The organism is Enterobacter soli ATCC BAA-2102 (assembly GCF_001654845.1).
Classification (GTDB): Bacteria; Pseudomonadota; Gammaproteobacteria; order Enterobacterales; family Enterobacteriaceae; genus Enterobacter; species Enterobacter soli.
The window spans coordinates 15,521-36,167 of record NZ_LXES01000011.1; the positions used below are offsets into that span (position 1 = coordinate 15,521).

The 20,647-nt window shown below is 55.8% G+C and carries 21 protein-coding genes; 9 read left to right on the forward strand and 12 right to left on the reverse strand.

Annotation, left to right across the window (positions count from 1 at the left end):
* Nucleotides 1–79 precede the first annotated feature (79 nt).
* The 5 genes from mdcE to mdcA are packed head-to-tail and all read right to left on the reverse strand — an operon-like array spanning nucleotide 80 to nucleotide 4,527.
* A complete protein-coding gene (gene mdcE / locus M987_RS03795; RefSeq protein WP_041162138.1) occupies nucleotides 80–880 on the reverse strand; it encodes a biotin-independent malonate decarboxylase subunit gamma in 801 nt (266 codons plus the stop codon).
* Nucleotides 880–1,713 (reverse strand): biotin-independent malonate decarboxylase subunit beta, encoded by an 834-nt coding sequence (locus M987_RS03800; protein ID WP_014072077.1) that lies wholly within the window; start codon nucleotides 1,711–1,713, stop codon nucleotides 880–882. The genes mdcE and M987_RS03800 overlap by 1 nt, the downstream gene beginning before the upstream one ends.
* Complete coding sequence (mdcC, locus tag M987_RS03805) at nucleotides 1,706–2,005, reverse strand: malonate decarboxylase acyl carrier protein (RefSeq protein WP_014072078.1); 300 nt, start codon at nucleotides 2,003–2,005, stop codon at nucleotides 1,706–1,708. Before mdcC ends, M987_RS03800 begins: the two co-directional genes overlap by 8 nt.
* 9 nt (nucleotides 2,006–2,014) lie before the next feature.
* The gene (locus tag M987_RS03810; RefSeq protein ID WP_014072079.1) at nucleotides 2,015–2,872 is read right to left on the reverse strand and encodes a triphosphoribosyl-dephospho-CoA synthase; all 858 of its coding nucleotides are present in this window, start codon (nucleotides 2,870–2,872) and stop codon (nucleotides 2,015–2,017) included.
* Nucleotides 2,872–4,527 (reverse strand): malonate decarboxylase subunit alpha, encoded by a 1,656-nt coding sequence (gene mdcA, locus M987_RS03815; RefSeq protein ID WP_010436323.1) that lies wholly within the window; start codon nucleotides 4,525–4,527, stop codon nucleotides 2,872–2,874. Before mdcA ends, M987_RS03810 begins: the two co-directional genes overlap by 1 nt.
* A gap of 228 nt (nucleotides 4,528–4,755) precedes the next feature.
* Here mdcA and M987_RS03825 point away from each other — a divergent pair, with 228 nt between their 5' ends.
* From M987_RS03825 to M987_RS03835, 3 genes are read left to right on the forward strand one after another with little or no spacing between them, the layout of a single operon-like run.
* Entirely contained in the window at nucleotides 4,756–5,778 is a 1,023-nt protein-coding gene (locus tag M987_RS03825; protein WP_014072080.1) for a hydrolase, read from the forward strand.
* A complete protein-coding gene (locus M987_RS03830) occupies nucleotides 5,775–5,993 on the forward strand; it encodes a YheU family protein (protein WP_014072081.1) in 219 nt (72 codons plus the stop codon). Before M987_RS03825 ends, M987_RS03830 begins: the two co-directional genes overlap by 4 nt.
* Nucleotides 5,994–6,023: 30 nt before the next feature.
* Nucleotides 6,024–6,893 carry a phosphoribulokinase gene (locus M987_RS03835; protein WP_014072082.1) on the forward strand — a complete coding sequence of 290 codons (870 nt, stop codon included), beginning with the start codon at nucleotides 6,024–6,026 and terminating at the stop codon, nucleotides 6,891–6,893.
* 66 nt (nucleotides 6,894–6,959) lie between these two features.
* Here the strand turns inward: M987_RS03835 and M987_RS03840 are convergent, their stop codons facing one another.
* Nucleotides 6,960–7,364, reverse strand: a complete 405-nt coding sequence (locus tag M987_RS03840; protein ID WP_014072083.1) for an OsmC family protein — start codon at nucleotides 7,362–7,364, stop codon at nucleotides 6,960–6,962.
* A 310-nt stretch (nucleotides 7,365–7,674) separates the two neighbouring features.
* Between M987_RS03840 and crp the strand changes: the two genes are divergently transcribed.
* Both crp and M987_RS03850 read left to right on the forward strand, forming a co-directional pair.
* Nucleotides 7,675–8,307, forward strand: coding sequence for a cAMP-activated global transcriptional regulator CRP (gene crp, locus M987_RS03845; RefSeq protein ID WP_000242758.1), 633 nt, complete (start codon nucleotides 7,675–7,677; stop codon nucleotides 8,305–8,307).
* Nucleotides 8,308–8,364: 57 nt separating this feature from the next.
* Nucleotides 8,365–10,452 carry a YccS/YhfK family putative transporter gene (locus tag M987_RS03850; RefSeq protein WP_014072084.1) on the forward strand — a complete coding sequence of 696 codons (2,088 nt, stop codon included), beginning with the start codon at nucleotides 8,365–8,367 and terminating at the stop codon, nucleotides 10,450–10,452.
* Nucleotides 10,453–10,530: 78 nt separating this feature from the next.
* Here M987_RS03850 and argD read toward each other — a convergent pair whose 3' ends face one another.
* From argD to ppiA, 5 genes are all read right to left on the reverse strand, one after another.
* The gene (gene argD, locus M987_RS03855) at nucleotides 10,531–11,751 is read right to left on the reverse strand and encodes a bifunctional acetylornithine/succinyldiaminopimelate transaminase (RefSeq protein ID WP_014072085.1); all 1,221 of its coding nucleotides are present in this window, start codon (nucleotides 11,749–11,751) and stop codon (nucleotides 10,531–10,533) included.
* 86 nt (nucleotides 11,752–11,837) lie between these two features.
* A complete protein-coding gene (pabA, locus tag M987_RS03860) occupies nucleotides 11,838–12,401 on the reverse strand; it encodes an aminodeoxychorismate synthase component 2 (RefSeq protein WP_014072086.1) in 564 nt (187 codons plus the stop codon).
* Nucleotides 12,402–12,431: 30 nt separating this feature from the next.
* A complete protein-coding gene (locus M987_RS03865) occupies nucleotides 12,432–13,034 on the reverse strand; it encodes a putative adenosine monophosphate-protein transferase Fic (RefSeq protein WP_014072087.1) in 603 nt (200 codons plus the stop codon).
* A complete protein-coding gene (locus M987_RS23665) occupies nucleotides 13,024–13,191 on the reverse strand; it encodes a YhfG family protein (RefSeq protein ID WP_014072088.1) in 168 nt (55 codons plus the stop codon). Before M987_RS23665 ends, M987_RS03865 begins: the two co-directional genes overlap by 11 nt.
* A gap of 105 nt (nucleotides 13,192–13,296) precedes the next feature.
* Nucleotides 13,297–13,869 carry a peptidylprolyl isomerase A gene (ppiA, locus tag M987_RS03870; RefSeq protein ID WP_014072089.1) on the reverse strand — a complete coding sequence of 191 codons (573 nt, stop codon included), beginning with the start codon at nucleotides 13,867–13,869 and terminating at the stop codon, nucleotides 13,297–13,299.
* Between the two features lie 278 nt (nucleotides 13,870–14,147).
* Between ppiA and tsgA the strand changes: the two genes are divergently transcribed.
* Nucleotides 14,148–15,332 (forward strand): MFS transporter TsgA, encoded by a 1,185-nt coding sequence (tsgA, locus tag M987_RS03875; RefSeq protein ID WP_014072090.1) that lies wholly within the window; start codon nucleotides 14,148–14,150, stop codon nucleotides 15,330–15,332.
* A gap of 18 nt (nucleotides 15,333–15,350) precedes the next feature.
* On the opposite strand, the gene M987_RS03880 is transcribed toward tsgA, so the two are convergent.
* Entirely contained in the window at nucleotides 15,351–16,652 is a 1,302-nt protein-coding gene (locus M987_RS03880) for a cytosine deaminase (protein ID WP_014072091.1), read from the reverse strand.
* Nucleotides 16,653–16,893: 241 nt separating this feature from the next.
* Here M987_RS03880 and nirB point away from each other — a divergent pair, with 241 nt between their 5' ends.
* The 3 genes from nirB to nirC all read left to right on the forward strand — a co-directional run bounded on the left by nirB (nucleotide 16,894) and on the right by nirC (nucleotide 20,638).
* On the forward strand, nucleotides 16,894–19,437 hold the full coding sequence (nirB, locus tag M987_RS03885) for a nitrite reductase large subunit NirB (RefSeq protein WP_014072092.1): 2,544 nt from the start codon (nucleotides 16,894–16,896) through the stop codon (nucleotides 19,435–19,437).
* Nucleotides 19,434–19,760, forward strand: coding sequence for a nitrite reductase small subunit NirD (gene nirD / locus M987_RS03890; protein WP_014072093.1), 327 nt, complete (start codon nucleotides 19,434–19,436; stop codon nucleotides 19,758–19,760). The genes nirB and nirD overlap by 4 nt, the downstream gene beginning before the upstream one ends.
* A gap of 68 nt (nucleotides 19,761–19,828) precedes the next feature.
* Nucleotides 19,829–20,638, forward strand: a complete 810-nt coding sequence (gene nirC, locus M987_RS03895; RefSeq protein WP_014072094.1) for a nitrite transporter NirC — start codon at nucleotides 19,829–19,831, stop codon at nucleotides 20,636–20,638.
* The last annotated feature ends 9 nt before the right edge of the window (nucleotides 20,639–20,647 follow it).

Sequence of the window (20,647 nt, forward strand, 5' to 3'; positions counted from 1 at the left end):
TTTTTCAGGATGCAGGTTCCCACGCGGGCACAAGGGATGCGCCCGCGGGGTTATGCCTCTCTGGCAGGTCTTAATTTACTTACCAGCTTGCTCGCATACGTTCGCGTACCAGAGCAGAGCTACGACGGTTATCAGCACCCAGACGATTTTTTAACGTGGTGTCCTGACGTGTGTCATTGATGGCCTGTTGCAGCGTGGTTTTCACTTGCGCCAGATCGGTATCGGAGGGTGCATCCGGGTTGCTGATGTCCAGCAGGTTAGAAAGCAGCCCCAGGGTGGCGTAGTTGCTGATGTCGTAGGCCATTGGCGGGATAGTGGCCGCCAGTTTTTCCAGCGCCTCGACGGTACGCAGCGTGATACGTGCGGCAGACTCTTTGCCCATCGCGTGGATGAGAACGCCTTTATCGTTGAACGCGATCAGGCGGTTAGCCTGGTAGCCATGCGCCAGAAACGCACCGGACATCGCTTTACCGACGATAAGCCCAATCACCGGGTGACCGGCCAGACGCGCATTGGCATAAGCGGCAGCCGCACCGGCCAGCGCCTGATGAATACCAAATGCCTCTTCACGGCGGCCATAGGCCTGGCTCGGGACGTCAATCACCGCCACAATCGGGCGTTTCACGGCGTTGTTCGCATCGGCGGCTACGGTTTCGCTCACCACTTTTGCCAGGGTCCAGCCTTCCAGCAGGCCTACCTCACCTTTTGCCGCACGCGGGAAGTGGTTGTTGGCGTCTGGCACCACGGCCACAAAACGCACCGCTTCGCCGTTAAGTTCACCGTCTGCCGCCTGTACGGACGGGCATAACCCTGCCAGACGTTTAGTGTTCGGAGCAAGGGTTTCCAGCCAGAGTTCGCCACGGCTTATTGAAGTACTCATCATTTCACCTCCCGGGCAAAAAGCGCGTTAATTTGTTCGGCATCGGCCTGTTTGCGGGTGTCGAAATGCGTCAGACGGTTCAGGTAATCGTCATAGTTATCGGTGCGATGTTTGGCTGGCACGCCTTTGGCAATCGCATCGTTCATCGCACCTTTCACCGCGTTGATCCCGTCGCCAACCAGCGCATCCACCAGCCCGCTTTGGTAGCGCACTTCGCCCCCGGTCATGCTCCAGATAAACGGACGGTCACGGGAGTCGTATTCTTCAATCCCCGCTTCCTGCTCGATAACCTGCGGGCCATTCAGGCCAAGACGCGCTTCACGGGTCACAATCAGATAACTACAGAGCGCCGCCGCAATGGACATCCCGCCAAAGCAGCCCACGGTTCCGGCGACAATCCCGACGACCGGGGTGTAGCGACGCAGGTCAACAATCGCAGCGTGAATATCCGCGATCGCCGCCAGACCAAGGTTGGCTTCCTGTAAGCGTACGCCGCCGGTTTCGAGGCACAGCACCGCCTGAGTCGGAATGCCGTTGCGGTTATCTTCCGCTGCCAGCTCCAGCGCAGCCGCCATTTTGGCACCGGACACTTCGCCCATGCTGCCACCCTGGAATGCGCCTTCAATGGCAACCACTACCGCAGGCTGGCCGTTGATAGTGCCTTTCGCCACCACCATGCCGTCATCGGCCTGCGGAACAATCCCCTGTGGCCCCAGCCACGGCGAGATAATGCCTTCAAACGGGTCCAGCAGCTCGCGATAGCTGCCGTCGTCCAGCAGTGCCTGCGCACGCTGACGTGCTTTTAATTCGATAAAGCTGCTGTCATCACGCATGACTCACCCCCTCAAAAACCTGTTCGATACGAATGCGCGCCACGCCCGGCGTCGCGCCGAAGTCGTGGATGGTCAGCGTGCCGGCAGGCAGGCTGCTGACGGTTTGCAGACGGCTGAACAAGGCTTCCCAGCGACCACGGCTGTTGTCAACGGAAGTGGTGATATCAATGGTTAACGTCTGGCCCGGCTCGGCGGTGAAAAGCACCTCCATATCCCCGGAACCGACAACCCCTGCCAGCGCCCTACCGCGTAACGCGCGGCTGGCTGGCATGGTCAATGTGATTTTTTCCATAACATCCTCTTAATGCTTTGAATTTGGTGTTTCGACGCGGTCGAGAAACAGCGTGGCGGCAAGCAGGTCGGCCGCTCCACCCGGTGAGGCATTCAGGGCCAGCATTTGACGGTCTAAGCTCGCCAGCGCCTGTTGGCCTGATAACGTTGCGCACCCACCGGCGTTCAGCACCGCACGGGCACCGTCCTGCATGGCGTCCAGCCCCTCCATCCCGGCGCGCGACAGCACGCAGGTATCGGTGAGCGACGTCATGATGGCCATCAGTGCGTCGAGCCTGGCCTGAACCTCGCTGCTGCCGTTGAGACGGCTGAGACGAAGCTGTGGCAGCGCACGCTGCATAATGTGCGGAAATGCCTGTTGCGCTTCTTCACGCGCACCTGGTACGCGGTAACGGTGGGTCGCACGCAGGCCTTTACTGAACACCTTCGGTGCGGCATCGTCCGGCAGTTTTGCCAGCTGCGCGGCGGTGTTAGCGACGGCATTTGCCTTTGCACTGCCGCCCAGCATCGCCACCGCGCTCACCAGCAGTCCCAGTGCCCAAATCGCACCACGATGGGTGTTAACGCCACCGGTTGCGGCCATCATCTGTTGCTCGCCTTCGCGGCCAAGGCGCCCGACGGTTTGCCGCAGCGCAATATCGGCCGGACGCTGCCAGCTTTGCTGTGCCAGCGCCTGAAACGTGGAGGTCAGGCTGTGGGCAGAACGTTCCATCAGCGCAAGCGATAAATCGTGGTGCGCGCCGTTCCCCCGACTGTCCACCAGACCGGGTTTCGGGCTTAAACGTGCTTCGTCAATCAGACACTGCGTGGCGGTTCGCGCCAGCCATTCGGCACCGCCTTCAACCTGAATCTGGGGCAGAAGTTTCATTACCAGCTCCGGAATTTCGCAGGTGGGTTGTAAAGACCGCCGGACCATTCAACCAGGTCAGACACGCTACCTGCCGCCAGCAGAGATCGGGTGGCGTCGGTGCGGCGAATCCCCATATCTTCCGGATAAACCACTTTGCCGCTCTGGCGCAGTTCCGCCACGCGTTTAGCGTCAACGCCCAGACCGATGTCGGTGATACCGGCAACAGCGGCCACCATGGCACGACGCTCTTCGAGGTCTTTCGCGCGATAGAGGTATGCAATCCCCTCTTCCGTCAGCACGTGGGTGACGTCATCGCCGTAGATCATCACCGGTGCCAGCGGCATCCCGGAGGCTTTCGCCACGTCGACGGCATCGAGTTTTTCCACGAAGGTTGGCTTCACACCCGCCTGGAAAGTTTCGACCATCTGCACGACCAGTTTTTTACCGCGCTGCATTGGATCAGGCTCGGTGATCATGTTCAGCCAGGCTGGAGTGGCGTGGCGACGACCGTGTGGGTCATGCCCCATGTTTGGCGCGCCGCCGAAGCCGGAAAGGCGACCACGAGTCACCGTTGAGGAGTTGGCGTAACCATCTACCTGCAAGGTAGAACCGATAAACATATCCACCGCGTACTGACCTGCCAGCTGGCAGAAGGCACGGTTGGAACGCATAGAGCCGTCAGCACCGGTAAAGAAGACGTCCGGACGGGCGCGAATGTACTCTTCCATCCCCAGTTCGCCGCCGAAGCAGTGCACGCTCTCTACCCAGCCGCTTTCAATCGCCGGAATAAGCGTCGGATGCGGGTTCAGCGTCCAGTGTTTACAGATTTTGCCCTTCAGACCGAGCTGTTCGCCGTAGGTGGGCAGCAGCAGTTCGATAGCGGCGGTGTTAAAGCCGATCCCGTGGTTCAGGGACTGTACCTGGTGTTCCGCGTAGATGCCTTTAATCGCCATCATCGCCATCAGGATGTGTTCCTGCTTAATCAGACGCGGGTCGCGGGTAAACAACGGTTCGATAAAGAATGGCTTGTCCGCTACCACCACGTAATCAATCCAGGAGCCCGGAATATCAACGCGCGGCAGGTCGCACTCGTCATCCACCAGCTCGTTCACCTGCGCGATAACGATGCCATCATGGAAGGCTGCGGCCTCTACCAGGGCTGGCGTATCTTCGGTGCTGGCACCGGTGTAGAGATTACCTTTGCGGTCGGCTTTGAAACCGGCAATCAACGCCACGTTGGGCGAGAGGTCGACGTACAGGCGGGAATAAAGCTCGATGTACGTATGGATGGCACCAATTTCGAGTTGCCCGTCTTCGAGCAGCTGCGAGATACGCAGGCTCTGCGTCCCGGAGAAGGAGAAGTCCAGCTTGCGGGCGATACCTTTCTCGAAGATATCCAGATGTTCGCTACGGCCGACGCTTGGCATGATCATATGCAGGTCGTGGACGATTTGCGGGTTCACTTCAGCAAGTGAGCGGGAAAGGAAATCCGCCTGCTTCTGGTTGTTGCCTTCCAGGACGACTTTGTCGCCAGGGGCGATCAGTTTTTCCAGCATGGCGACAAGATCGCCGGTTGGCAGTACCTTGCCCTGCACCGGTACGGATGCCAGACGACGCGCTTTTTCACTGCGTCGGGTGTTCCATTGCCGGGTGGGTGTTTGCCCAGATAACATTATTAACCTCCTGATTCAGCACATCATTTTGATTTGCTTAACGCTGAATAAAGTGTGCACGCTGGTGAGAAACGCATCAATTAAGCGTAGAGACTAATCATTAGCCTGAGAGTAATAATCAGCGTAAAGATTTGTGATCGGGATCAGTTCATGTTTCGGAAAAACAGGCTAAACGGGGTACAATTCGGAAGGTATAGTAAATAACTGACAAGAATCAGCATCGCCGTTATGACCCAAATCATCCCATCAGACTTCGACATTGCAGCCGAAGAGAGCGCAGAATTTGTGCCCATGCGTGGCGTAGCCAATCGCCATTTGCAGACCATGTTGCCGCGCCTTATCCGCCGCAAGGTGCAGTTCACCCCACACTGGCAACGCCTGGACTTGCCGGACGGGGACTTTTTGGATCTCGCCTGGAGCGAAGAGCCGGAGCAGGCTAAACATAAACCCCGTCTGGTGGTGTTTCATGGTCTGGAAGGCAGTCTGTACAGCCCTTACGCACATGGCCTGATCCAGGCGGCGAAAGAGCATGGCTGGCTTGGGGTGGTGATGCATTTTCGCGGGTGCAGCGGCGAGCCAAATCGCCAGAAGCGCATCTACCATTCCGGTGAAACCGAAGACGGCACCTGGTTTTTACACTGGCTGAGTGACAATTTTGGTACGGTGCCGACGGCGGCCGTGGGCTATTCGCTGGGCGGTAATATGCTGGCCTGCCTGCTGGCAAAAGAGGGCGACACGGTTCCTCTGGATGCTGCGGTGATTGTCTCTGCCCCGTTTATGCTGGAACAGTGCAGCTACCATATGGAAAAAGGCTTTTCCCGGGTGTATCAGCGTTATCTGCTCAACCTGCTGAAGGCCAATGCCGCGCGTAAGCTCAAAGCCTACCCGGACACCCTGCCGGTAAGCCTGCGTCAGCTGAAGAAGGTGCGCCGTATTCGCGAGTTCGACGACTTGATCACCGCCAAAATTCACGGTTTTGCCGATGCGATAGATTACTATCGCCAGTGCAGCGCCATGCCGCTGTTGAGCAAAATCACCAAACCGACGCTGATCATCCATGCGAAAGATGATCCGTTCATGGATCATCACTCCATCCCCGCGCAGGAATTTCTGCCCGCCAACGTGCAGTACCAGCTGACCGAACATGGCGGCCACGTTGGCTTTGTCGGCGGCACGCTCAGACGCCCGCAGATGTGGCTGGAAACACGCATTCCAGCCTGGCTCACCGCATTTCTGGACGGTAAAAAATGATTATCCCCTGGCAGGATCTGGCGCCCGAAACGCTCGATAATCTTATTGAAAGCTTTGTATTACGCGAAGGCACAGATTATGGTGAACAAGAACGTTCGCTTGAACAAAAGGTCAACGATGTAAAGCGCCAGCTCAAAAGTGGCGAGGTGGTGCTGGTATGGTCTGAGCTGCACGAAACGGTCAATATCATGCCCCGCAATGCCTTTCACGACTGACCTTTAAACTATTCCAGTCAGGGAGTTGCTATGTCTGCCAGACATCCGGTTATTGCCGTTACAGGCTCAAGTGGTGCGGGTACCACCACCACCAGCCTCGCCTTTCGCAAGATTTTCGCGCAACTGAATTTACGGTCCGCAGAGGTAGAAGGCGATAGCTTTCACCGCTACACCCGCCCTGAAATGGATATGGCAATCCGCAAAGCTCGCGATCTCGGCAAACACATCAGCTATTTTGGGCCAGATGCCAACGATTTCGGTCTGCTGGAGCAGACCTTCAAAGAATACGGACTGAGCGGTAAAGGGCAGTCGCGTAAATACCTGCATACCTATGACGAAGCGGTTCCCTGGAATCAGGTGCCAGGGACATTTACCCCCTGGCAACCTCTTCCCGAACCCACCGACGTGCTGTTTTATGAAGGATTGCATGGTGGCGTAGTGACCACGCAGCATGACGTGGCGCGCCACGTGGACCTGCTGGTTGGCGTTGTGCCAATTGTGAACCTGGAGTGGATCCAGAAGCTGACGCGCGATATCAGCGAGCGCGGTCATTCACGTGAAGCGGTGATGGATTCGGTTGTGCGTTCGATGGAAGATTACATCAACTTCCTGACGCCGCAGTTCTCACGCACCCACATCAACTTCCAGCGTGTGCCGACGGTAGATACCTCCAACCCGTTTGCGGCCAAAAGTATCCCGTCACTGGATGAGAGCTTTGTGGTGATCCATTTCCGCAATCTCGAAGGCATTGATTACCCCTGGCTGCTGGCCATGCTGCAAGGTTCGTTCATTTCTCACATGAATACATTGGTCGTGCCGGGCGGGAAAATGGGGCTGGCAATGGAATTGATTATGACACCGCTAGTGCAGCGGTTGATGGAAGGGAAGCAGATCGCGTGATCTTTTTCCCTCTCCCCGTGGGAGAGGGTTAGGGTGAGGGCATCAACGCGCATGATGCCCCTTGCATTACGCCTCGATCACTTCATACGAATGCGTGATTTTTACCGCTTTCTCCAGCATTAACGCCACAGAGCAGTATTTCTCAGCAGAAAGATCCACCGCACGTGATACCGCAGCGTCTTTCAGCTCTTTGCCGGTCACAATAAAATGCAAATTGATGTGCGTAAACAGGCGTGGTGCTTCTTCACGGCGTTCTGAAGTGAGCTTAACTTCGCAATCCCTCACGTCATGGCGGCCTTTTTGCAAAATCGACACTACGTCAATTGCGCTGCAACCACCCGCCGCCATCAACACCATCTCCATTGGGCTTGGTGCTTTATCGCCGGAGTTCCCATCCATCAAAATCTGGTGTCCGGAAGCGGATTCGCCCAGGAACGTTAAACCTTCAACCCATTTCACACGCGCTTGCATATTCATTAACTCCAACGTTGCATTTTTGGTGACAGATTACGCGTACGTTACATTTCTCGCAACGGAAGGCGACCTGCATCATGCTGAAGCGAGACACCAGGAGACACGCGACAAAAGCTATGCTAAAACACTCTGGATGCTACAGTAATACATTGACGTTACACATGTATGCAGAGGACATCAAACTTTACTGGCTGCGAATATTACGACAGCCGACTTCCCAGGGTATGGGTAAGAATTCGATTGCAACCCCAGAGTCTGGATGCATCTTATGACTCTGGTGACAGCTTATAACAGAGGATAACAGCGCATGGTGCTTGGCAAACCGCAAACAGACCCGACTCTCGAATGGTTCTTGTCTCATTGCCACATTCATAAGTACCCATCGAAGAGCACGCTGATTCACCAGGGTGAAAAAGCGGAAACGTTGTATTACATCGTCAAAGGCTCGGTGGCAGTGCTGATCAAAGATGAGGAAGGGAAAGAAATGATCCTTTCTTATCTGAACCAGGGCGATTTCATCGGTGAACTGGGCCTGTTTGAAGAAGGCCAGGAACGTAGCGCCTGGGTTCGTGCAAAAACCGCGTGTGAAGTGGCAGAAATCTCCTACAAGAAATTCCGTCAGCTGATTCAGGTCAACCCTGACATCCTGATGCGTCTTTCTTCGCAGATGGCTCGCCGCCTGCAAGTCACGTCTGAGAAAGTGGGTAACCTCGCGTTCCTGGACGTAACGGGCCGTATCGCTCAGACCCTGCTGAACCTGGCGAAACAACCAGACGCAATGACCCACCCGGACGGAATGCAAATTAAAATTACCCGTCAGGAAATTGGTCAGATCGTGGGTTGCTCCCGTGAAACAGTGGGCCGTATTCTGAAAATGCTCGAAGACCAGAACCTGATCTCCGCCCACGGCAAAACCATCGTGGTTTACGGAACGCGTTAATTCCGGTCAAACGGCGTGCCATCGCAAGGTGTCACGCCGTTTTTGTCTCTACTCCCCATGTGGCGCAGGCTAATTTATCACCCGGAAGTTAACTACGCACTGCGACAAACGCTGGTGTTGTGCCTTCCTGTGGCCGTGGGTTTGCTGCTGGGCCATTTGCAACAGGGTCTGTTGTTTTCACTGGTTCCTGCGTGCTGCAACATTGCGGGTCTGGACACACCGCATAAACGTTTCTTCAAACGCCTGATTATTGGTGGCTGTCTGTTTGCGGGCTGTAGTCTCGCCGTGCAGCTGCTGCTTGCCCGTGATATTCCGCTCCCCCTGATCCTGACCGTACTGGCCATGACGCTTGGCGTCACCGCTGAAATCAGCGCACTACATGCCCGGTTGCTGCCCGCGTCGTTGATTGCCGCCATCTTCACGCTGAGCCTCGCGGGGAATATGCCGGTGTGGGAGCCGCTATTAATCTACGCGCTGGGAACCCTGTGGTACGGCGTGTTTAACTGGATCTGGTTCCGCCTGTGGCGCGAACAACCGCTGCGTGAATCGCTCAGCCTGCTCTACGTGCAGCTTGCCGACTACTGCGAAGCCAAGTACACCCTGCTTACTCAGCATACGGACCCTGAAAAATCGCTGCCGCCGCTGCTGGTGCGCCAGCAAAAAGTCGTCGATCTGATTAGTCAGTGTTATCAGCAGCTGCACATGCTCGCCGCCAATAAAAATCATGACTATAAGCGGCTGCTGCGTATCTTCCAGGTGGGGCTGGATTTGCAGGAACATATCTCTGTGAGCCTGCATCATCCGCAGGAGGTGCAAAAGCTGGTCGAACGCAGCCACGCCGAAGCGGTGATCCGCTGGAACGCCCAAACCGTGGCAGCGCGCCTGCGCATCCTGGCTGACGATATCCTGTATCACCGCTATCCCACCCGTTTTAACATGGACAAACAGCTCGGGGCGCTGGAGAAAATCGCCCATCAGCACGCGGATAACCCGGTGGGCCAGTTTGCCGCGTGGCACTTCAGCCGTATCGCCCGCGTCTTGCGGACTCAGCGCCCGCTTTACCCGCGTGACCTGATGGCCGACAAACAAAAGCGTCTGCCGCTACTACCTGCCCTGAAAAGCTATCTGTCACTGAAATCTGCCGCGCTGCGTAATGCCGCGCGCATCAGCGTAATGCTCAGCACTGCCAGCCTGATGGGCGTCGCGCTGCACTTGCCGAAACCGTACTGGATCTTAATGACCGTGCTGTTTGTCACGCAGAACGGCTACGGCGCCACGCGGGTGCGCATTCTGCACCGGGCAGGCGGTACAATCGCGGGGCTAATCATTGCCGGCGTGACGCTGCACTTCCACGTACCGGAAGGCTATACGCTGCTGGGGATGCTGGCGGTCACCATGGTGAGTTACCTGATTATTCGCAAGAACTATGGCTGGGCGATGGTGGGCTTTACGGTCACTGCGGTATACACCCTGCAACTGCTCACGCTCAATGGCGAACAGTTTATTATCGCCCGCCTGGTCGACACCCTGATTGGCTGCCTGATTGCCTTTGGCGGCCTGGTCTGGCTCTGGCCGCAGTGGCAAAGCGGGCTGTTGCGCCAGAACGCCCATGATGCGCTGGAAGCGGATCAACAAGCGATACGCCTGATCCTGAGCGACGATCCGCAGCCTTCGCCACTGGCGTATCAGCGCATGAAGGTCAACCAGGCGCATAACGCCCTGTTTAACTCACTCAACCAGGCGATGCAGGAGCCTGGCTTTAATTCCCACTATCTGGCAGACATGAAACTGTGGGTGACGCACAGCCAGTTTATCGTCGAGCACATTAACGCCATGACCACGCTGGCGCGCGAGCACACCATGCTGACACCCGATCTGGCGCAGCGCTATTTGCAGTCCTGTGAAATTGCCTTGCAGCGATGTCAGCAGCGCCTGGAGTACGACGCGCCGGGAGAGGCGGGTGACTCGAACATTCTTGAATCGCCGGAAACACTGACGCATGGCCCGATGAGCACCCTGGAGCAGCATTTGCAGCGCATCCTGGGGCATCTGAGCACCATGCACACCATTTCGTCAGTGGCATGGCGCCAGCGTCCGCATCACGGGATCTGGTTAACGCGCGTACTGAAACGCACGCCGTACTGATTATGTCGGGTGGCGCTACGCTTACCCGACCTACGGTTTTGTAGGCCCGTGCAAGCGCAGCGCCGCCGGGCAATGAGGTTATCCCTGGACTATCTTACTGACCGCAGCGGCAAAGCGGTTTAACCCGTCTTCGATATCTTTGTCTTCAATCACCAGCGACGGCGCGAAACGCATCACGTCCGGCCCGGCATTTAGCACCATCACCCCTTCATGGGCAGCTGCGTGCAGGAAATCACGCGCACGACCTTTGTACTGCGGCTTCAGCTCAGCGCCCACTAACAGCCCCATTCCGCGGATCTCGCTGAACACGTCGTACTGCTCATCAATCTGCTGAAGGTGTTTCACGAACAATTCGCGCTTCGCATTAACGCCGTTCAGCACCTCTGGGGTGTTGATGATATCGAACGCCGCACCGGCAATGGCACAGGCCAGCGGGTTACCGCCGTAGGTCGAACCGTGAGAGCCTACGTGGAAAGCGGAAGCGATATCCTGCGTGGTCAGCACCGCACTTACCGGGAAACCGCCGCCGAGCGCTTTGGCGCTGGTCAGGATATCCGGCGTTACGTCATAGTGCATGTAGGCAAAGAGATCGCCGGTACGCCCCATACCGCTTTGGACTTCATCAAATACCAGCAGCGCCTGGTGCGCATCGCACAGTTCGCGCAGGCCTTTGAGGAATTCAGGCGTTGCCGCCGTTACGCCGCCTTCGCCCTGAATCGGCTCGACCACTACCGCGCAGGTGTGGTCGTCCATCACCGCTTTTACCGCATGAAGGTCGTTAAACGGTACGTGGATGATATCGGCCGGTTTCGGGCCAAAGCCATCGGAATACTTCGGCTGCCCGCCAACGGATACGGTAAACAGCGAACGGCCGTGGAAGGCGTTATGGAAAGCAATGATTTTGGTTTTGTACGGACTATGACGGGTTGAAGCATAGAAGCGTGCCAGCTTGAAAGCCGTTTCGTTGGCTTCTGTACCGGAGTTCATGAACAGCACACGCTCAGCAAAGGTCGCGTCGATGATTTTGCGCCCCAGGCGTAGCGCGGGTTCGTTGGTAAAGACGTTACTGGTGTGCCACAGGGTTTCACCCTGGGTTTTTAACGCCTCTACCAGCGCCGGATGGCAATGGCCGAGCGCCGTCACCGCAATTCCCCCCGCGAAATCAACATACTCTTTACCCTGCTGATCCCAGACGCGGCTGCCCTTCCCTTTAACCGGGATAAATTCAGCCGGTGCATAAATCGGCAGGATCACTTCATCGAATGTCGCGCGGGTAATTGCTGATTGTTCAGTTGCCATGTCATGCCCATCCATTTTATGTCACATTGATTGTGAGAATATAATCACAAAATATGCATAAAAAATCACAACAAGGCAATAAAAATTCAGCGATTGAGGAAATTCGCCAGCAGCTGATGTCCCTGCTCGCTCAGGATGCTTTCAGGATGGAATTGCACGCCTTCGAGATCCCATTCCTTATGGCGAATACCCATGATTTCGTGGGTGTCACTCCAGGCGGTGACGTCAAAGCACGCTGGCAGCGTGGGCGGATCAATCACCAGAGAGTGATAACGCGTTACGGTTAACGGGTTATTTAATCCGCTGAATACGCCTGTGCCGTCGTGGGTAACGGGTGACGTTTTACCGTGCATCACTTTGGCCGCACGCACAATGGTCGCCCCAAACACCTGACCAATCGCCTGATGCCCCAGGCAAACGCCCAGAATCGGTAGCTTACCGGCATACTGTTTTATCACGTCCAGAGAGATACCGGATTCTGACGGGGTACAGGGCCCCGGCGAGATAACGATTTTCTGCGGGGACAGCGCATCAATATCGGCAAGGGTGATCTCGTCATTGCGGCGGACAACCACCTCAGCACCCAGTTCGCAGAAATACTGGTACAGGTTCCAGGTAAAGGAATCGTAGTTATCAATCAGCAGGATCATGGCGGCTCCACAACAAAAAGGCGCCCTATTCTACTCAGTTTCGCGTGCTTCGCTCACCACTTTACTAAAGATGGCCGTCAACGCGCTTAAATCGCCCATCGCACCACTCTGGTTTGCCGCAGCCCAGGCCTGCGAGTCGATATTCTGCCAGCTCAGCTGATAGCCTGCGTGAAGCGCGAGCTGCTCAAAGAAGACTCGCTGGGCAATCCCGTTACCGATGCGAAACGGATGCAGTACGTTGATTTCGCAGTAGTAGTGGCTCAGGCGGGCAACAAACTCGCTTTTCTCAAGCCCGGCCAGATAGCCCTCTTCTTCGAGATCCTGCATCAGGCTGTTGCCCTCTTTCTCGATGTAGGCGAAATGACAAAACCGGGTATCGCCCTGATAAATATCCACTTCGCGAATATCCCCTGCCCAGTCGAAAATGTCCTGATAGAGATGACGGTGGATAGCACACAGATGCGGTAACCCGCGCGCAGGCGGCCCTAAACCGAGCGTGGCCGCACGCAGGGCGGTGAGTTCATAAGAAGCATGGGCAAGCCGGTCTGCCTGATGGATGTTCAGCAGATTACGCATCACATTCAGCCCCGGATAGAGGTAGGGATCGCGGTCATCGCCGTATTTATCGCTCATAGTGCCTCCTCAGTTCTTCAAGGCGGCGCTGTGCATCCTGAGCATTCAGCGTGACGAGCGGGCTGTCGACACCCTCCAGGCGGCGGCTGGCCTGGAAATTCGCATTTCGCTGCTGTTCCCAAAGGCGGGATTTTTGCTTATCGGTGAGTTTTTTCACTTAACGCCTCCCTGAATGTGTCCGCTTGCCACAAGTATAAGCAGCAAAACGCGCTTTCGCAGGGAGGGTCAGAAACGCGGGCAAAGAATGCCCGCGCAGGGAAGATTACGGCAGAACTTTTGCAGAAAGGATCACAACCGGTTTGGACGGCACATTCTGATATGGGCCTACATCGTGGGTTGGCACCTGAGAAATTTTGTCCGCCACGTCCATCCCTTTCACAATTTTACCAAATACCGCATACCCGAAATCACGCTGACCGTGGTCGAGGAAGGCGTTATCCGCAACGTTGAGGAAGAACTGGCTGGTTGCGCTGTCTTTATCCGCAGTACGGGCCATAGAGATGGTGCCACGGGTGTTGAGCAGGCCGTTGTCCGCTTCGTTTTTGATTGGCGGGTTAGGTTGCTTTTGCTGCATCTGCTCTGTAAAACCGCCGCCCTGTATCATAAAGCCAGGGATCACGCGGTGGAACGTGGTGTTGTTATAAAAACCACTGTTCACGTAATCGAGGAAGTTTTTCACAGAAACAGGGGCTTTCTGACTATTCAGTTCCAGCTCAATGTTCCCGGCGGAGGTGGTCAGCAGGACGTGAGGGTCTCCTTTTGCTGCCAGCGCAGCAGGGGAAACGGCAGAAAGAGCAAACACAGCTGCGACAGCCGCCAGTGTTGATTTGAGCATGAGAATTCCTTAACAAAGCGCAGTATAAAAAGCGAATGGCTTGATTCTAAAGAGCAGTATGAACGGAGACCAGCCTTTTACCTAATTTTACGAAATTGAAACAGTTGTTACTGCGCAAACGATTGGTTATAGCGCCAATTAACGTGATCATGATCACACTAAACCCTGCAAATTAGATCAAATGTTTCCTAAAAGATTTAAATAGATCACTTTCGCGACTAAAATCTGCCCGCTCAAACGCAGTCAATGCGTTTTACTTTACTTTGAACAGGCCAGACATGACTAACAGCAATCGCATCAAGCTCACATGGATCAGCTTCTTCTCCTACGCCCTGACCGGCGCGTTGGTGATCGTCACCGGGATGGTGATGGGGAACATCGCAGACTACTTCCAGCTGCCCGTTTCCAGTATGAGTAACACCTTCACCTTCCTGAACGCAGGTATTTTGATCTCTATCTTCCTGAATGCCTGGCTGATGGAAATCGTCCCGCTGAAAACGCAGCTGCGTTTTGGTTTTGTGCTGATGGTCGCCGCCGTGGCGGGCCTGATGCTGAGCCACAGCATCGCCTTGTTCTCTGCCGCCATGTTCGTACTGGGCCTGGTGAGCGGTATTACGATGTCTATTGGTACGTTCCTGATTACCCATATGTATGAAGGGCGTCAGCGCGGCGCACGCCTGCTGTTTACCGACTCCTTCTTCAGCATGGCCGGAATGATCTTCCCGATGGTGGCTGCCGTTCTGCTGGCACGCAGCATTGAGTGGTACTGGGTTTATGCCTGCATTGGTCTGGTGTACGTGGCCATCTTTATTCTGACCTTCGGCTGTGAATTCCCGGCGCTGGGTAAAAAAGCGCAAACCGCAGCAGAGCCTGTCGCGAAAGAGAAATGGGGTATCGGTGTGCTGTTCCTCTCCATCGCCGCACTGTGCTACATCCTGGGCCAGCTGGGCTTTATCTCCTGGGTGCCGGAATACGCCAAAGGTCTGGGCATGAGCCTGAACGACGCGGGCAAACTGGTGAGCGATTTCTGGATGTCTTACATGTTCGGCATGTGGGCGTTTAGCTTCATCCTGCGCTTCTTCGACCTGCAACGCATTCTGACCGTCCTGGCAGGTATGGCGACCGTCCTGATGTATCTGTTCATCAACGGTTCACCAGAACATTTACCGTGGTTCATTCTGACCCTGGGCTTCTTCTCCAGCGCGATTTACACCTCAATCATCACCCTGGGCTCACTGCAAACCAAAGTGGCGTCCCCGAAACTGGTGAACTTCGTTCTGACCTGCGGCACCATCGGCACCATGCTGACCTTCGTGGTAACAGGCCCGATTGTGGCACACAGCGGCCCACTCGCTGCGCTGCACACGGCTAACGCTCTGTATGCCGTGGTGTTCATCATGTGCTTCATCCTGGGCTTCGTGACCCGCCACCGCCAGCATAACGTGGCGGCGGCTTCTCACTAATCGCCCTGCCCCTTTGCGTTATGCAGAGGGGCTGTTTCTGGCAAAACTCACCTCTTCCCCACCGCTGTCCATCTGGATCCACGTCTGCGCCAGTTGCGTGGTGGCAATAATCCGCCCCTGACGAATCGACCAGCGTACCGGAACCTGACAGCGCACCGCTTCAAATCCGCTTTCTGCTGGCAGAATGATCAGGTTTGCCGGGTTCCCCGTCGCAATGCCGTAATCGCTCAAACCAAAGGTTCGGGCGCTGTTGTGTGTAATCAGGTTCAATCCACTGTCAATCTGCGGATACCCCATCATCTGACACACATGCAGCCCCATATGCAGCACCTGCAACATATTGCCGGTGCCGAGCGGGTACCACGGGTCAAAGACATCATCGTGACCAAAGCAGACGTTGATGCCCGCCTCCTGTAGCTCCTTCACCCGGGTGATCCCCCGGCGTTTCGGGTAGTCATCAAAGCGCCCCTGAAGATGGATATTCACCAGCGGGTTGGCGACGAAGTTAATCCCCGACATCTTCAACAGGCGGAACAGCCGCGAGGTGTATGCGCCATTATAGGAGTGCATGGCCGTGGTGTGGCTGGCGGTTACGCGCGCGCCAATACCGGCCTCATACGCCAGGGTTGCTACCGTCTCGACAAACCGTGACTGCTCGTCGTCGATTTCATCACAGTGGATATCCAGCAGACGGTCATACTTCTTCGCCAGTTCAAAGGCGATAAGCAGTGATTGCACGCCATATTCGCGGGTGAACTCGAAATGCGGGATCGCGCCCACCACATCGGCCCCCAGCTTTAAGGCCTCTTCCAGCAATGCCGCACCGTTCGGGTAAGACAGGATCCCCTCCTGCGGGAAGGCCACGATTTGCAGCGTTATCCACGGAGCGACCTCCTGTTTGACTTCCAGCATCGCTTTTAGCGCCGTGAGCGTCGGGTCGGACACATCCACATGAGTGCGGACAAACTGAATACCGTTGGCGATTTGCCATTTCAGCGTTTTCCAGGCCCGTGCCTTCACATCTTCGTGGCTGAGCAGCGCTTTACGCTCCGCCCAGCGCTCGATACCTTCAAACAACGTGCCGGACTGGTTCCAGCTCGGCTCACCTGCCGTCTGGGTGGTATCCAGGTGGATATGCGGCTCAATAAACGGCGGGATTGCGAGACCTCCGCGGGCATTGAGTATCTCGTAGCTTTCAACATGGGTATCGTCCATTGGCGTGATTTCACCAAAACGACCGTTCTCAATGGCGACCTGCCATAACCCTTCCCGACCTGGTAACCGAACATTCTGGACCAGCCAAAGTGGTGCTGTAGACATACCTATCCCCCCGGAAAACGCGGCTGAAATTCAGGAGTACGCGTTTATTAAAATTAGCCACCTAATTTGTACACAAAATCGTCTCAGACGAAAAGCGAACGATTTCCACAACTTATAAAAATCCTGACAAATCAGTAATCTACCCACTAAGGAGTAGTTGAAGGCGTATTTGATTTGCATCAATAAGCCCCTTTGCTGAATCGTTAAGGTAGGCAGTAATAGAAAAGAAATCGAGGCAAAAATGAGCAAAGTCAGACTCGCTATCATCGGTAACGGCATGGTCGGCCACCGCTTTATTGAGGATCTTCTCGATAAAGCTGACGCTGCCCAGTTCGATATTACCGTGTTCTGTGAAGAACCCCGCAAGGCGTACGACCGTGTGCACCTTTCTTCCTACTTCTCCCACCACACCGCCGAAGAGCTTTCTCTGGTACGTGAAGGATTCTACGAGAAGCATGGCGTAAAAGTGCTGGTGGGCGAACGCGCTATCACCATCAACCGTCAGGAAAAAGTGATCCACTCCAGCGCCGGACGTACGGTTTTTTACGACAAGCTGATCATGGCGACTGGCTCATATCCGTGGATCCCGCCAATCAAAGGCTCTGAAACTCAGGATTGCTTCGTTTACCGTACCATTGAAGACCTCAAAGCCATTGAAAACTGTGCACGTCGCAGCAAACGCGGTGCGGTCGTCGGTGGCGGCCTGCTGGGTCTGGAAGCCGCAGGCGCACTGAAAAACCTCGGCGTTGAAACCCACGTTATCGAATTTGCCCCGATGCTGATGGCAGAGCAGCTTGACCACATGGGTGGTGACCAGCTGCGTCGTAAAATCGAAAGCATGGGCGTGAAAGTTCACACCAGCAAGAACACCAAAGAGATCGTCCAGGAAGGCAGTGAAGCACGCAAAACTATGCGCTTTGCTGACGGCAGCGAGCTGGAAGTGGACTTTATCGTCTTCTCCACCGGTATTCGCCCACGCGACAAACTGGCTAACCAGTGCGGCCTGGCCGTGGCGCAGCGCGGCGGGATCATGATTAACGACGCCTGCCAGACCTCTGACCCGGATATCTACGCTATCGGCGAATGTGCCAGCTGGAATAACCGCGTGTACGGGCTGGTTGCGCCTGGCTATAAAATGGCGCAGGTTGCCGTTGACCATATTCTTGGCAGTGAAAACGCCTTCGAAGGCGCAGACATGAGCGCCAAGCTGAAACTGCTCGGCGTGGACGTTGGCGGTATCGGTGATGCCCACGGCCGCACCCCGAACTCCCGCAGCTACGTTTATCTCGACGAAAGCAAAGAAGTCTATAAACGCCTGATCGTGAGCCAGGACAACAAAACCCTGCTCGGCGCGGTTCTGGTGGGCGACACCAGCGACTACGGCAACCTGCTGCAACTGGTGCTGAATGCCATCGAGCTGCCGGAAAACCCGGACGCCCTGATCCTGCCTGCTCACGCCTCGAGCGGCAAACCGTCTATCGGCGTCGATAAACTGCCTGACAGCGCGCAGATTTGCTCCTGCTTCGACGTCACGAAAGGCATGTTGATTTCCGCTATCAACAAAGGCTGCCACACCGTTGCAGCGCTGAAAGCCGAAACCAAAGCCGGTACGGGCTGCGGCGGTTGTATTCCACTGGTGACTCAGGTGCTGAACGCCGAACTGGCGAAACAGGGCATCGAAGTGAACAACAACCTGTGCGAACACTTCTCTTACTCTCGCCAGGAGCTGTACCACCTGATCCGCGTGGAAGGCATCAAGTCCTTCGACGAACTGCTTGAGAAACACGGCCAGGGTTATGGCTGCGAAGTGTGTAAACCTACCGTTGGTTCTCTGCTGGCCTCCTGCTGGAATGAGTACGTACTCAAACCAGAACATACGCCGCTTCAGGACACCAACGACAACTTCCTGGCAAACATCCAGAAAGACGGGACCTATTCCGTTATCCCACGCTCTGCCGGTGGCGAAATCACCCCGGAAGGCCTGGTAGCGGTTGGCCGTATCGCGCGGGAATTTAACCTGTATACCAAAATCACCGGTTCCCAGCGTATCGGCCTGTTTGGTGCGCAGAAAGACGACCTGCCAGAAATCTGGCGTCAGCTGATTGAAGCGGGCTTTGAAACCGGCCACGCGTATGCCAAAGCGCTGCGTATGGCCAAAACCTGCGTGGGCAGCACCTGGTGCCGCTACGGCGTAGGCGACAGCGTAGGCTTCGGCGTTGAGCTGGAAAACCGCTACAAAGGCATCCGTACCCCGCACAAAATGAAGTTTGGTGTCTCTGGCTGTACCCGTGAATGTGCCGAAGCACAGGGTAAAGACGTGGGCATTATCGCCACCGAGAAAGGCTGGAACCTGTACGTGTGCGGTAACGGTGGGATGAAACCACGTCACGCCGACCTGCTGGCGGCGGATCTCGACCACGATACGCTGATTCAGTATCTCGACCGCTTCATGATGTTCTACATCCGTACCGCCGACAAACTGACCCGTACCGCGTCCTGGCTGGATAACCTGGAAGGCGGCATCGACTACCTGAAGTCAGTCATCATCGACGACAAACTGGGCCTGAACGAGCAGCTTGAAGCCGAAATGGCTCGCCTGCGCGACGCAGTGATTTGCGAGTGGACTGAAACCGTGAACACCCCGGCGGCGCAGACGCGCTTCAAACACTTTATCAACAGCACCCAGCGCGACCCGAACGTGCAGGTTGTGGCAGAGCGCGAACAGCATCGTCCGGCGACACCTTATGAACGTATTCCGGTGACTCTGGTGGAGGAAAACGCATGAGCCAGTGGGTAAACATCTGCAACATTAACGACATCCTGCCAGCCACCGGCGTCTGCGCGCTGCTGGGTAAAGAGCAGGTCGCGATTTTCCGCCCTCGCCACGACGAACAGGTTTTTGCCATCAGCAATATCGACCCGTTCTTTGAGGCCAGCGTGTTGTCCCGTGGGTTGATTGCGGAGCATCAGGGTGAACTGTGGGTTGCCAGCCCATTGAAAAAGCAGCGTTTCCGCTTAAGTGACGGGCACTGCATGGAAGATGAGGGCCACTCAGTGAAACATTACGACGCCCGGGTGAAGGACGGCAAAGTACAGTTACGCGGTTAACGATTTCAGGGGAGGCGCAATGCCTCCCTTTTTAAACTTTTTCTTTTATTTTTCAGGATAATCAAACCATGTTTACAGACACTATTAATAAGTGTGCGGCTAACGCTGCGCGCATCGCACGGCTCAGCCAGAATAATCCTCTCGGCTTCTGGGTCAGTTCCGCTATGGCAGGTGCCTATGTGGGCCTGGGGATTATTTTAATTTTCACTCTCGGTAATCTGCTCGACCCATCAGTACGCCCGCTGGTGATGGGGGCAACCTTCGGTATCGCCCTGACGCTGGTGATTATCGCCGGCTCTGAGCTCTTCACCGGCCACACCATGTTCCTGACGCTGGGCGTGAAAGCGGGCACCATCAGCCACGGCCAGATGTGGGCCATTCTGCCGCAAACCTGGATGGGCAACCTGCTGGGTTCCGTGTTTGTGGCGCTGCTGTACAGCTGGGGTGGCGGTAGCCTGCTGCCGGTGGATACCAGCATCGTGCACACCGTGGCGCTGGCGAAAACCACACAACCGGCGATGGTGCTGTTCTTCAAAGGCGCGCTGTGTAACTGGCTGGTTTGCCTGGCAATCTGGATGGCAATCCGCACCGAAGGCGCGGCGAAGTTCATCGCTATCTGGTGGTGTCTGCTGGCGTTTATCGCTTCCGGCTATGAGCACTCAATTGCCAACATGACGTTATTCGCCCTCTCCTGGTTCGGCCATCACAACGAAGCCTTCACCCTTTCGGGTATCGGCCATAACCTGTTGTGGGTAACGCTGGGTAATACCCTTTCAGGTGCAGTGTTTATGGGGTTAGGTTACTGGTATGCTACCCCGAAAGCGGAGCGTCCGACTCCGGCAAACATCGCAACGGCTCAGGCGAAAGCCCATTCTTAAGAGGTAATG

Coding starts and splice junctions, on each gene's coding strand:
- mdcE (WP_041162138.1), bottom strand. CDS start 880: ATGAGTACTTCAATAAGCCGTGGCGAACTCTGGCTGGAAACCCTTGCT.
- M987_RS03800 (WP_014072077.1), bottom strand. CDS start 1,713: ATGCGTGATGACAGCAGCTTTATCGAATTAAAAGCACGTCAGCGTGCG.
- mdcC (WP_014072078.1), bottom strand. CDS start 2,005: ATGGAAAAAATCACATTGACCATGCCAGCCAGCCGCGCGTTACGCGGT.
- M987_RS03810 (WP_014072079.1), bottom strand. CDS start 2,872: ATGAAACTTCTGCCCCAGATTCAGGTTGAAGGCGGTGCCGAATGGCTG.
- mdcA (WP_010436323.1), bottom strand. CDS start 4,527: ATGTTATCTGGGCAAACACCCACCCGGCAATGGAACACCCGACGCAGT.
- M987_RS03825 (WP_014072080.1), top strand. CDS start 4,756: ATGACCCAAATCATCCCATCAGACTTCGACATTGCAGCCGAAGAGAGC.
- M987_RS03830 (WP_014072081.1), top strand. CDS start 5,775: ATGATTATCCCCTGGCAGGATCTGGCGCCCGAAACGCTCGATAATCTT.
- M987_RS03835 (WP_014072082.1), top strand. CDS start 6,024: ATGTCTGCCAGACATCCGGTTATTGCCGTTACAGGCTCAAGTGGTGCG.
- M987_RS03840 (WP_014072083.1), bottom strand. CDS start 7,364: ATGCAAGCGCGTGTGAAATGGGTTGAAGGTTTAACGTTCCTGGGCGAA.
- crp (WP_000242758.1), top strand. CDS start 7,675: ATGGTGCTTGGCAAACCGCAAACAGACCCGACTCTCGAATGGTTCTTG.
- M987_RS03850 (WP_014072084.1), top strand. CDS start 8,365: ATGTGGCGCAGGCTAATTTATCACCCGGAAGTTAACTACGCACTGCGA.
- argD (WP_014072085.1), bottom strand. CDS start 11,751: ATGGCAACTGAACAATCAGCAATTACCCGCGCGACATTCGATGAAGTG.
- pabA (WP_014072086.1), bottom strand. CDS start 12,401: ATGATCCTGCTGATTGATAACTACGATTCCTTTACCTGGAACCTGTAC.
- M987_RS03865 (WP_014072087.1), bottom strand. CDS start 13,034: ATGAGCGATAAATACGGCGATGACCGCGATCCCTACCTCTATCCGGGG.
- ppiA (WP_014072089.1), bottom strand. CDS start 13,869: ATGCTCAAATCAACACTGGCGGCTGTCGCAGCTGTGTTTGCTCTTTCT.
- tsgA (WP_014072090.1), top strand. CDS start 14,148: ATGACTAACAGCAATCGCATCAAGCTCACATGGATCAGCTTCTTCTCC.
- M987_RS03880 (WP_014072091.1), bottom strand. CDS start 16,652: ATGTCTACAGCACCACTTTGGCTGGTCCAGAATGTTCGGTTACCAGGT.
- nirB (WP_014072092.1), top strand. CDS start 16,894: ATGAGCAAAGTCAGACTCGCTATCATCGGTAACGGCATGGTCGGCCAC.
- nirD (WP_014072093.1), top strand. CDS start 19,434: ATGAGCCAGTGGGTAAACATCTGCAACATTAACGACATCCTGCCAGCC.
- nirC (WP_014072094.1), top strand. CDS start 19,829: ATGTTTACAGACACTATTAATAAGTGTGCGGCTAACGCTGCGCGCATC.